Consider the following 12,489-nt stretch of genomic DNA (forward strand, 5'->3'; position numbering starts at 1 on the left):
TGATATCGCTCACAACGTGTTTGCGAAAAACAAGGTACAATCATAGCAAAGAAACAATAGGAGGGATAAAAGATGCATTCATTTTGCTGCCATATGGGTGGACAGGAAGAAGGGGAGCTGTGCGCAGGGTTGCAGCGTTTAAAACAAGAACACGGACCGTTGCGTGAACAAAAACAACGCCTGTTTGAACGGGCACAAGCAATTGCCGGCGCTAAGGAAGAGAAAAATTGGCGGGAATGGTTGCTTGCGTTGCGGGAAAGTGTACAGGTATTTGTGAATGAACTTGATCCGCACTCCGAGCGGGAAGAAGGGGTGCTGTTTCCAATGATGGAGCAATATATCGGAAGAACATCCGGCCCGATTGCCGTTATGGAGTATGAACATGAGCAAGCGAAACAGCGGCTTGCTTCCTTTTTAGCGGAAACGGCAGAGCTTCCGGAAACGGTCGACCGCGACAGGGCGGCGGCGCTCGCCAATGTGGTGATCGACGCTTATCATATTTTAGCGGAACACTTCATGAAAGAAGAAAATGTGTTGTTTCCGATGGCCGAACGCCTCCTGTCTGCCGAAGAAAAAGAAGAATTGGCAGAAAAAATAAGCCAAATATAAGAAAAAACGGGATGCTTCCTTCGCGACAGGTGCATCCCGTTTTTGTATGCGCACAAAAAATCTCCCGTCTCTGTAAGAAGAGAGGCGGGAGATCGGACATGTTGCGATCAATAAATATCATGCGGCTGGTCTGTCTGTTTCGGCATATGTTTGCGGTAAACGACGTAACTTCGATTGAAATAGCGGAGCGGCAAGCTGAATATGTGCACTAACCGGGTAAACGGCCAGACAGCGAAAATGCCTAATGCCGCAATTACATGAATTTGAAATATGATTGGGACTTGCTCCATATAGGCCGGATTTGGCCGGAACGCTAGGACGCTGCGAAACCATGGCCCGATTGTCGTCCGGTAATCAAAGCCGTTCGAATCAATATTGAACAGCGTTGCAGAAAGGCCGGTTAGGATGACAACGGCAAGGAAGAAGAGAGCGATCCAGTCACCGCGGCTGCTTGTTGCCCGCACCCGCTTGACGGTCGCGCGCCGGCGGATCAAAATGAGAAGCCCAATAAGAGCGGCCAAGCCTGCCGGAATGCCGCCGACAAGAGCGATGAGATGGTATGTTTCTTCTGTTATGCCGAGCGTTGCATACACCGATTCCGGAATGAAAATGCCCATGACATGGCCGGCGAACACAAACAAAATTCCCCAGTGGAACAGCAGGCTGCCAAGCCGCAATTGCTTCTTTTCCAATATTTCGCTTGATTTCGAGGTCCAGCCAAATTGGTCGTATTGGTAACGCCAAATATGTCCGCTGATAAAAATGGTTAAGGAAATATAAGGTAAAATTACCCAAAGAAATGGTCTGAGCACGGGTTACACACTTCCTTTCGCGATCGGCATAACGCCGAGTTCTTCGAGTACTTGAAAAATAGCGTCGAAAATGGCGGTGTAAGGACTTCCGCTGGCAGCAAGATGTGTTCGGATTTCAGCGATATTGTCCGCGTATGTTTCAAAGAGCGGGATAACATGTTGTTGTTCCGCATAGGCGGCAAACTCAAGCATAAGCGGCAAATAATCTGGGAGTTCCTGATCGGTTGCATCAAATCCAGCCGCTTTATAGCGCTGTTTCAGCTGCAAAAGTTCCATTCCCCGCTCACGCTGTTCACCAGTATTCATGTAAGTAACGTACAAATTGGTTTTTTTGCCGAAATCGAACGTTTCGACATATTGTTCCATGCGCTGTCGGGCAGGGATGGCCTGGATTTCATGGATAAAAGCGGTGATTTTATCGATAATCGCCTCATTTTGTACTGTGTTGATCATTTCCAAGCAGTCGTTCAACAAGTCAGCCCATTCATCATCGGGATATGATAATAAATAGGATGTACATAAAAATACGGTTTTCATTTGTTCGCTATTCATCGTCCAATCCCCTCCCGCATTAAGAAAGCGTGCCGCAGGCGCCGGGACCGCCGGCAAATGACAAGCCGCAGCTTCCTTGTTCCGCGTATAATTCCGCCACTTCTTCGCGGTGGGAAGAAGGAATGACGAAACGCTCATGATATTTGGCGATCGCGAGCAAGCGGTACATGTCTTCGATGTCTTGCTCGCTTAACCCGAGTTCTTTAATCATGCGGACGTCCGGCTGCTTGTTCGTTTGTTTTGCGCGCATATAAGAGCGCATCGCTGCCATTTTTTTTAATGTGATGCGGATATGGGTCTCATCGCCGGCTGTCAGCAAGTTCGCCAAATATTCGATTGGGATGCGCATTTCATCAATCGCCGGGAAAATATCTTCCGCATTCGCTTTGCTTCCTTTTCCTTCAAACAGATTCATGATCGGGCTTAATGGCGGAATATACCACACCATTGGCAATGTCCGGTATTCTGGATGAAGCGGAAGCGCGATTTTCCAGTCGACAATCATTTTATAAATCGGGGAACGCTGCGCCGCTTCTATCCACTCATCCGGAATGCCTTCTTCTTTTGCTTTTGCGATTACTTCTGGGTCGTGCGGGTCGAGGAAAATGCCAAGCTGGGCGTGGTACAGCGCTTTTTCCTCCTCCACGCTCGCCGCTTCTTTCACTTTGTCGGCATCATAAAGCATGACGCCGATATAGCGGATGCGGCCAACGCACGTTTCCGCACAAATCGTCGGCATACCCGCTTCAATGCGCGGGAAGCAGAGCGTGCATTTTTCTGCTTTATTGGTTTGCCAGTTGAAATATACTTTTTTATACGGACAGCTTGTTACACAATAACGCCAGGCGCGGCAGGCGTTTTGGTCGACGAGGACGATGCCGTCCTCGTCGCGTTTGTACATCGCTCCCGACGGGCAGCTTGAGACGCATGACGGATTGAGGCAATGCTCGCAAATACGCGGCAAATACATCATAAAGACGTTTTCGAACTCCGTTCGGATGGATTGTTCCATTTTGACGACGTTTGGGTCTTTAAGTCCGGTAATATGGGCGCCGGCAAGATCGTCTTCCCAGTTCGGTCCCCATGACAGTTCCATGAATTCGCCGGTAATCGCTGATTTCGGGCGGGCGACCGGCTGATGGCGTTTTTGCGGGCTGTTTGTCAATGTTTCGTAATCGTAATTCCACGGTTCATAATAATCGTCAATCGTTGGCTGGTACGGGTTGTAAAACAAGTTGATAAGGCGCATCGCTTTCGAGCCGGATTTGAGCTGAAGATCGCCGTTTTTAAGCTCCCAGCCGCCTTTATATTTTTCTTGGTCTTCCCATTGTTTCGGATAACCGATTCCCGGTTTTGTTTCCACATTGTTGAAGTACATATATTCTGCGCCGGGGCGGTTTGTCCACGTGTTTTTGCAAGTGACGCTGCATGTATGGCAGCCAATGCATTTGTCCAAGTTCATCACCATGCCGACTTGCGCTTTAATCTTCAAGCCAATCGACCTCCTCTAATTTGCGGATAATGACGTACAAGTCGCGTTGGTTTCCTGTTGGGCCGTAATAGTTAAAACCGTAGCTTAACTGCGCATACCCGCCGATCATATGTGTCGGCTTCACATGGATGCGCGTCGGGCTATTGTGCGTGCCGCCGCGGTTGTTTGTCAGTTTCGTGCCCGGAACGTTAATATGCCGGTCTTGGGCATGGTGCATAAACGCCATGCCGCGCGGCAGGCGGTGGGAAACGACAGCGCGGGCAACGACGACGCCGTTTCGGTTGAAACATTCAATCCAGTCATTATCGCGAATGCCAGCTTCTTCGGCGTCATCTTTGTTGATCCAAACGGTCGGGCCGCCGCGGAAAAGAGTGAGCATTGGTAGCGCATCAAAATACATGCTGTGAATCGACCATTTGTTATGCGGCGTTAAATAGTTCAAAACGATTTCTTTTCCTTTTGCTTCCGGACGCTTTTTCGAGAACGGGCGATGCTGCAATATCGGCTTAAAGGTAGCCAGCGCTTCGCCAAATTCATGCATAAGCTCATGGTCGAGATAGAATGACTGCCGCCCTGTCAATGTACGCCACGGAATGAGCCGCTCGACATTCGTTGTAAACGGAGAATAGCGCCGTCCTCCTTTTTCTGAACCGCTAAATGCCGGCGAGGTGATCACTGTTTTCGGCTGCGCTGTTATTTGTTCAAATGTAAAACATTCTTCTTCGCGTTCTTTCGCCAAATCGACAAGCGATAAATTTGTCTTTTTCTCGAGCGTTTTCCACGCTTTCATCGCCACTTTTCCATTCGTCGTCGAAGACAACGTGAGAATGGCTTCCGCCACTTTTTTCGCATCGCTGATGTCCGGGCAGCCAGCAGCGCTCGACGGACGCTTAATGGTTCCCAACGTTTTTTTCAATTTTTCGTATTCGTCTTGGGCTGACCAGGCGATGCCTTTTATGCCTATCGGCTGTTTGGCCACGTTTGGTCCAAGTGCGATCATTTTCTCGTAAATAAGCGTATAATCGCGCTCAACAACATGAATGTTTGGCATCGTTTTTCCCGGAATCGGTTCGCACTCGCCTTTGCTCCAGTCACGGACTTTGCCGAACGGCTGCGCCAGTTCTTGTGCTGTATCATGCATAAGCGGGGTGGCGACGACTTCTTTGATCGGCTTCATGCCGATTTGTTTGGCGACATCGGAGACCGCTTTTGCTAATGATTTGAAAATGTCCCAGTCCGAGCGGGCCTCCCAAGGGGAGGAAATCGCCGGATTGAACGGATGAATGAACGGATGCATATCCGTGCTGCTTAAATCATGTTTTTCATACCATGTCGCCGCCGGAAGAACGACATCAGAGTAAAGTGCTGTCCCCGCCATGCGGAAATCAAGGTTCACTAACAAGTCCAGTTTTCCTTCCGGCGCCTTGTTCCGCCATTTGATTTCTTGCGGACGCAGACTGTCTTTATCGTCGTTTAACAAACCGTGCGTAGTGCCAAGCAAGTGTTTTAAGAAATATTCATGGCCTTTGCCGGAGCTCGAAATTAAATTTGCGCGCCAGACGATTAAGTTTCTTGGAAAGTTGGCTTCGTTGTCCGGGTCTTCGATCGCAAATTGCAATTGCTTCGTTTTGAGCTGTTCGGCCACGTAATTTCCGATTTGTTCCGGAGTTGTTGCGCCATTGGCAGTAGCTTCTTTGTAAAGATCAATGCCGTTTTTGTTAAACGTCGGGTAAGACGGAAGCCAGCCAAGCCGAACAGCGAGCACGTTATAATCCGCGTAATGCGAATAGCGCGCTTTTTTCACAAGCGGTGATACAAGTTCATCGACCGGCGTTTCTTCGTAGCGCCATTGATCGGTTGCAAAGTAGAAGAACGATGTACCGTTTTGCAATTTCGGCGGCGCTGTCCAATCACGTGCTGTCATAATTATTTGCCATCCTTCTGCCGGACGAAGTTTTTCTTGCCCGACATAGTGCGCCCAGCCGCCGCCATTGACGCCTTGCGCGCCGACGAACAAGACGAGGTTTAATACGGCGCGGTAAATCGTATCGGAGTTAAACCAATGGTTAATGCCAGCGCCGACAATAATCATCGAGCGTCCATTCGTGTCGATCGCGTTTTGCGCAAACTCGCGCGCGATTTTTATGACAAGCTCCCGTTTCACTCCTGTAATCGCTTCTTGCCACGCCGGCGTAAACGGAACAAGGTCGTCATATGTTCGGGCAACGTTTCCGCCAATGCCGCGGTCAATGCCATAATTGGCAAGAACGAGATCATAAACGGTTGTGACATATGTTTCGCCGTCTGCAGTTTGCACTTTTTTTGCCGGGACAACGCGTTCGATCGTTTTGCTTCCTTCATCGGAGAAGTAAGGAATATGAATCGTGATAAGCTCATTTTCGATGCCTAAAAAAGACAGACGTGGTTCAATCGGCTGTTCTGTTTCCTCATCGACCATATGCAAATTCCATTTTCCTTGGCCGTCCCAGCGTGAGCCGATCGTTCCGTTTGGGATCACAAACGAGTTTGTGCTGTCATCGTAAACGATCGGTTTCCATTCGGCGTTGGTGACGTTGCGGCCGAGATCTTTTGCTTGCAAGAAGCGGCCGGCCACCCATTTGTCGCCATCTTTTTTTAAGGTGACGACGAACGGAAAATCGGTATATGTTTTCGCGTATTGCTGAAAGTAAGGAATTTGCTGATCGACGTAATATTCTTTTAAAATGACATGCCCCATTGCCATCGCGAGTGCGCCGTCGGTTCCTTGTTTGACGCTGAGCCAATCGTCGGCAAATTTTGTGGATTCGGCATAATCCGGACTGACGGAAACAACTTTTGCGCCAAGGTAACGGGCTTCTGCTAAAAAGTGGGCGTCCGGTGTCCTTGTGAGCGGCACGTTCGAGCCCCATGTAATAATGTAGCCGGAGTTATACCAGTCGCTCGATTCGGGAACGTCGGTTTGATCGCCCCAAATTTGCGGCGATGCCGGCGGTAAGTCCGCATACCAGTCGTAAAAGCTGAGCATCGGTCCGCCTATGAGCTGCATAAAGCGCGAACCAGCTGCATGGCTGACCATTGACATCGCGGGAATTGGCGAAAAGCCGACATTGCGATCCGGGCCGTATTTGATGACGGTATATAATAAGGAGGTAGCGACTAGCGTTAACGCTTCATCCCAGCTGACGCGGACAAATCCGCCTTTTCCGCGCGCTTGTTTATACTGTTTTGCTTTTTCCGGATTTTCGACGATGCTTTTCCAAGCGTCAAGCGGATTTTTATGTTCTTTTAACGCTTCCCGCCACATATCCATCAAGACGCCGCGCACGTATGGATATTTAACGCGGAGCGGGCTGTAAATGTACCATGAAAAACTTGCGCCGCGGGGGCAGCCGCGCGGTTCAAAATCTGGCATATCCGGTCCGGTCGACGGATAATCGATTTGTTGTCCTTCCCATGTGACAATGCCGTCTTTGACGAAGATGTTCCAGCTGCACGAACCAGTGCAGTTAACTCCATGGGTCGAACGAACGACTTTATCGTGCTGCCAGCGGCGGCGGTAAACATTTTCCCAATCGCGGTCGCCATATGTCACTTCACTATGATCATTGGCATGCCGTTCAATTGGTTTTATATATTTGAAACGGTTTAATAATGGAGATCGTTTCCGTTTCATTTTGTTTCACTCCTTTCGCAATTTGTGTAATTTTACTATAGCCATAATGAAAATAAAGAGATGTGCGGTTTGTCACATTTGCCTTGGCTGTCACAAATCTGTCAAACGATGACGAAAAAGTATGAACATATAAAAAACGAACAAACATTCTTTGTATGTGCTATAATAAAGAAAAAATTTTTATATGCAGGAGGTCACTTTGCGATACCATAGTCATATTGTTACGTCATTGCTATTAGGAGCAACAGCAGCGGCACAAACACCGCTTTCTTTTACGGTAAGCTATACGGCGGGAATTGTCGTCGGCAGTTTGATTCCGGATATTGACGAGCCGACATCGTACATCGGGCGGCGTTCGTTTGGCGTATCGAATAAAGTAAAAGAAGCGTTCGGCCATCGCGGCATGACTCATTCGCTTGTTATGTGGGGGATTATTGCTCTTGTCATTTCTTGGGAGTCCTCTTCGTTATTTGCGGTTGGCTTTGCGCTTGGTTATTTGTTTCATATTCTCGAAGACTTTTTTTCTGTCCAAGGTGTGCCTCTCTTTTGGCCGTTCATTTCAAAGAGGTTTAAAATTCCGCTTTATCGCACAGGCAATATCGTGGAAAAAGCGCTGTTTTACGCGGCATTGGTTTTGCTTATCTATCTCGGCATTAAAGAACAGCTGTTTTCCGAATGGTGGCGTTCGCTTGCTTTGTTTTGGTGAGGAAAAAGGAAAAAGCCCGCCGGCGGCGAATATAAATGGCAAAAGGAAGCGCATTGTTGCAACGCTGGACGATGACCAACAAACGATTATCGATTTATCGTTGCGCTTTTTCACCATACATGCGAACAAATAGTTTTTTTCACAAAAAGGCTTGGCCTGTCATTATTCCGCTCATTGCACTTTTTTGCTGTGCATGCAAACAAAAAAGAGATTTGCCCGCAGATGATAGCGGGCAAATCTCTTTTGTTAGGAAACATCCGGTTCATTTCCTGCCATGTCTTAAAAAACTATAGCGCTTCTCCTCAGTTCATTTTACACTAGGAATATCATAAAAAGTTGGCATTGTTTACTGGGATGGCTTATACAGTGATAGCATAGAAATAGAAGAAAGAAAAGGAGCTTCATACATGGATATAGGACGAATCGCAACCCATATAAATGAAAAACGCATTATCGAAGCATTGGAGGAAATAAAGCCGATGCTTCAGAAAGCAAAGGAACATCCGTTGAGTTGGCGAATGTTGCTGCAGGAATGGCAGACAGCGGACCCGTTTTATCATCTGATCCGCTTGTTTGATTATGCGTTAATGTACCGCCATAGTGCGCTATTGGCGCGCTATGCCCACCGCCGCTTTGCGACGCTGCAGACGCTGACATGGGTATGTGATGAGTGGATCGAAGAACGGCGGCCGCTGGACGTCGAAGAAGCGCTGCGGCCGCGTTTGGAAGAAGCGATCGCAAACGGAAAGGAAAAACCGGAACATATCGCGCGCGCCGCATTCACACTTGTGCGCACTTTGTTGAAAATGCACAGGATCGAAGAGGCACAGCAGTGGATGGAGGTAGTAGAACGATATGAAACGATTCCGATATATGATAAATGGGGATACTTTTATATGGAAGCAGGCGACCGCGACAGAGCGGAAGAAATATTGCGGAAAGGGTTGGATGAGCCGGTGCGCAGCGATATGTGCCATTTGCTTTTGGCCGATTTGTACGCGCTAAACGGCTGCCAGCGGAAAGCGCTAGAAGTTGTCGAGCATGGTATCAAACGGTTTCCGCAAGTGCCGGCATTATATGCGGAAAAAGCCCGCCGGTTGCGCGCTTTGCATGAATATGAAGCAGCGCTCGAAGCGATGGAGGAAGTCGACCGCATCGCTCCGTTTCATGTCCACCATCGCTATTTTGCCCATGTGCGTGCGCAAATCTACTATAAGCTCGGCAAGTTCGCTGAACTAGCGGCGCTTGTTCGAACAGAGAAATCATTGGCATCTTCGCCATACGCGCGCGCAGGCGAACGTGCTTCTCTGCCGCAAGTGATCTTGCCGCTTGTGCCTGTCGTGCAAAAACATAATTATTGTGTGCCCGCGAGTTTAGAAATGATGCTGCGGCTGTTGGGCAAGGAGCGCACACAAGATGAAGTGGCCGAGCATATTTTTGATGTTCGCGGTTCAAAATTGTCGACGACCGTGCATTATTTGGAAACGCTCGGCTTTTTATGCCGCTTTTTCATCGGTTCCGCGGAGCGATGGAAACGGCTGATCGATGCCGGAATTCCTGTACTGCTAAGCATCGATTACGAACAATCTTCCCATGTGCAAGTATTGTTTGGTTATGATGAGCGCCTCGGGGCGTTTTACGTGCAAGATCCAAACATGATCGATCCGTTTGTGATTGCTTATGACGAAGTCGAAAAATGGTATGCGGGGACACATTATTTGTCGATTGCTGCGATTCCCCGGGAAAAAGAAGCGATTGCCATGCTGCTGCCGGAAGCGGAAGATCAATATTTCCGCCAGCTTCATGCCTTCGCTGAAAAAATGGATGAAGATGACCAAGCATATATGGCGCCGTTTCTTGCGTTTTTGCGCCAGCATGAACACATCCCGTACACGTGGCTTTATGTTGTGAAGCATTTTGGCACAGAAGAAGCGAAAGATCTGCTTCTTGATTATACTGAGCGGGTGCTTGCGAAATACGGTGATATTCATGATTTGCTGCTTGTGGCGGCGAAAGCGTACGTGTACGGGAAAGAGATCGAGCAGGCCGAAGCGGTACTGGAGCGGGTGAAAGAAAAAGACAGCAGTCCGCTGTATCACTATTTGCGGGGACGGATCGCGTTTTACGAAAGCCGGTACGAAGAAGCAAGCCGCCATTTCCGGGCTTCTCTCCAGCTCGATCCCGACCAGCCCGATGTCTGGAGTTATATGGCTCTTAGCTTTACATACGGCGGAAAGGAAAAGAAAGGGCTGGAACTGTCGCGCATCGCTTTAACGCTAGCCCCCGACGATCTGTTTATTGGCACGAACCATGGCATCATGTTATTTCAGGCCAAGCAATTTCCAGAGGCGCGCGCCTTTTTTGACCAATTGCTGCGCCGCCATAAACGCGATGCCCATTTATGGTATGAACGGGCGCGCTGTGATGAAATGCTAGGGAAGATCCGCAAAGCGGAACGCGGTTTTCTTGTCGCTAAAGCGCTCGATAGCGAAGAGCCGTACCCATATTTGGCGTTAGCGGATTTATATGAAAACAAGTTAGGGGATTGGCAAAAAGCGGAGGCTGTTTTGCTGGAAGGAGCGGAAAAGGCCGGGAGCGCCCCTGTGCTGCACGTTCGCCTTGGCGATTGGTATATGGAACGAGACGAAGCGGAAAAGGCGGAAGCGCATTACCAAAAAGCGCTGGAACAAGAGGAAAAAGAAGTCTTTGCCCATCTTGGTCTTGCATATGTGATGATCCAACGGGGGCAGCGTGAGGAAGCAAAACGGTATTTATTCGACAAGAGGTCATTATTTGCCCAAAACAGCGAATATCTATTAAATGCCGGGAAAATGCTCCTGTCTTATGTAGCCATAAAAGCGGAAGAAAAAAGTGCCGCGCTTGCCTTTCTGGAAGAAGGATTGCGCCTTGCACAATTTGATGTGGCAGAAGCGTACGAGTTTTATATCGAACAACTGATCGAACATTCTCTTGTCGGCCGCGGGATGGCATTTCTTGAGAAACTTGTCAACGAGCGCCCGGCCGATGCAAACGCGCTTTGTTATCTCGGCGTGCTTTATGAGCGAAGCGGCATGTTTTCGAAAGCGATCGGTGTTTACGAACAGGCGAGCAAGGCGCAAAAAAGCACATTTCCGCTCTATCGCCTGGCCGAAATGTATCGTGCCTTTGAACGATGGGATGAAGCAAAACGGTATTATGAAGCATGCCTTGAGATCGATGATGCGTTTGCGGTGGCCCACCTTCGCTTAGCAGTTCTTAACGAAATGGAGGAAAACATCGATAAGCAGCGGTTTCATCTGCAAAAAGCGCTCGAGCATGATCCGTTGCACATTCATGTTGCATACGCCGCGGCGCTGTTTGACGATCCGTCCTTGCTTTTGCAAACAATGGAAGCGGCGCGGGAACGAGCGGGCGACGTTTGGTACTACGATAGCCTTGGCTACATATATGGAGCAATGGGGGATATTTCCAAGGAAAAAGAGGCAGTCGAGCAAGCGCTTCGCCTCCATCCTGATCATCCGGATGTGCTCCACCATGCCGCGAAAGTGCTTGTCAAGGAAGGAAAGTCACGCGAAGCGGCCGCCATCCTTGAGCGGCTGATTGAGCAGGATGTCCGTAACGAAGACTTATATGAAACGTATGTCCAAGCGTTTTCGTATACAATGAGAGGAATAGGAAAACTGCGCGAGCGGCTGCGCAAATGGAAGCTGGACAATCAAAAGAAAAGCATCGTATACATGCATGCCGCTTCCGCCCTTTCTTCATCTATGTTGGACATAGCGCTGGGGGAGGCGGACGGCTCTTTTGCCAAACGGCTATGGACAAAAGCAAAAGCATGGACGAAAGAAATAGTGGTTGTTTCCGCTGTTTTAGATTTATACGAAACGGCGCTTCGTCTCGATCGCGGCAATATGGAAGCATATGAACGGCTTGCCCGGTTTTATGAAACGGTGGAATTGACGGATGATGCGATCAAAACGCTGCGCAAGGCGCTAACATACGAGTGGGATGCCGGTGTCGCCCGTGAGCTTGCCGTGCTGTTGGCCCACTCGGAGAACAGTAAGCTGCAAAAAGAAGCAGGCGAGTGGATCGACCGTCTCCTCGCCGAACAGCCGAACGACCTGACTATGCTGGAGTTAAAGGCGTTTCTGCTTCTTGACGATGGCCGGGAAGAGGAGGCCGAAAATTTACTTCGCTCCTTAATCGAAATGGAGCCACTCTTACATCGCAGTATTTTGACGTTAGGATCGGTGTATATGGCAAAACAGCGCTATGCCGAAGCGATTGCCGTACTTGCCAACGGGCTTTCCCATCATCCGCATGATGCTGAGATGAGGCAGGAATTGGCGCGTGCGTATGACGAAGCGGGACAGACGGAAACGGCACTTTCCGTTGTCGACGAATGGCTTCAATTTGCTGAAGAGGACTTATCCGCTCATTATCAACGGGCATGCTATTTAGCCAAGCTTGGGCGAGCCGAGGAAGCCGAGCGCGAACTGGCCCACGTTCTTGAGAAAGATGAAACAGGAGATTTTGCCAAACTGGCTAACGAAGAACCAGCGTTGGCGCCGCTGCTGCAGCTGCCGGCAGAGAAATAACGGCGCTGGTTTCTAAATCTTTTTCTTTTCTTTTTTCACTAAGTTTG

8 protein-coding genes are annotated in these 12,489 nt (G+C 49.1%); 4 read left to right on the forward strand and 4 right to left on the reverse strand.

The window, feature by feature from the left end:
- Positions 1 to 72 precede the first annotated feature (72 nt).
- A complete protein-coding gene (locus AOT13_RS11780; protein ID WP_013400964.1) occupies positions 73 to 609 on the forward strand; it encodes a hemerythrin domain-containing protein in 537 nt (178 codons plus the stop codon).
- Between the two features lie 107 nt (positions 610 to 716).
- On the opposite strand, the gene narI is transcribed toward AOT13_RS11780, so the two are convergent.
- The 4 genes from narI to AOT13_RS11800 are packed head-to-tail and all read right to left on the reverse strand — an operon-like array spanning position 717 to position 7,138.
- Entirely contained in the window at positions 717 to 1,421 is a 705-nt protein-coding gene (gene narI / locus AOT13_RS11785) for a respiratory nitrate reductase subunit gamma (protein WP_003250854.1), read from the reverse strand.
- 3 nt (positions 1,422 to 1,424) lie between these two features.
- A complete protein-coding gene (narJ, locus tag AOT13_RS11790) occupies positions 1,425 to 1,973 on the reverse strand; it encodes a nitrate reductase molybdenum cofactor assembly chaperone (RefSeq protein WP_003250852.1) in 549 nt (182 codons plus the stop codon).
- 19 nt (positions 1,974 to 1,992) lie between these two features.
- Positions 1,993 to 3,465: a nitrate reductase subunit beta gene (gene narH, locus AOT13_RS11795; protein ID WP_003250850.1), complete on the reverse strand. Its 1,473-nt coding sequence runs from the start codon at positions 3,463 to 3,465 to the stop codon at positions 1,993 to 1,995.
- Positions 3,455 to 7,138: a nitrate reductase subunit alpha gene (locus tag AOT13_RS11800; RefSeq protein WP_042384829.1), complete on the reverse strand. Its 3,684-nt coding sequence runs from the start codon at positions 7,136 to 7,138 to the stop codon at positions 3,455 to 3,457. The genes narH and AOT13_RS11800 overlap by 11 nt, the downstream gene beginning before the upstream one ends.
- Positions 7,139 to 7,337: 199 nt before the next feature.
- Here AOT13_RS11800 and AOT13_RS11805 point away from each other — a divergent pair, with 199 nt between their 5' ends.
- The 3 genes from AOT13_RS11805 to AOT13_RS11810 all read left to right on the forward strand — a co-directional run bounded on the left by AOT13_RS11805 (position 7,338) and on the right by AOT13_RS11810 (position 12,442).
- A complete protein-coding gene (locus AOT13_RS11805) occupies positions 7,338 to 7,844 on the forward strand; it encodes a metal-dependent hydrolase (protein WP_013400961.1) in 507 nt (168 codons plus the stop codon).
- On the forward strand, positions 7,828 to 7,977 hold the full coding sequence (locus tag AOT13_RS20115; protein ID WP_155116389.1) for a hypothetical protein: 150 nt from the start codon (positions 7,828 to 7,830) through the stop codon (positions 7,975 to 7,977). The genes AOT13_RS11805 and AOT13_RS20115 overlap by 17 nt, the downstream gene beginning before the upstream one ends.
- Before the next feature lie 274 nt (positions 7,978 to 8,251).
- Positions 8,252 to 12,442: a bacteriocin-processing peptidase family protein gene (locus AOT13_RS11810; protein ID WP_042384832.1), complete on the forward strand. Its 4,191-nt coding sequence runs from the start codon at positions 8,252 to 8,254 to the stop codon at positions 12,440 to 12,442.
- Positions 12,443 to 12,489: the final 47 nt, after the last annotated feature.

The sequence above is a fragment of the Parageobacillus thermoglucosidasius genome, assembly GCF_001295365.1.
In the GTDB taxonomy this organism is placed as follows: domain Bacteria; phylum Bacillota; class Bacilli; order Bacillales; family Anoxybacillaceae; genus Parageobacillus; species Parageobacillus thermoglucosidasius.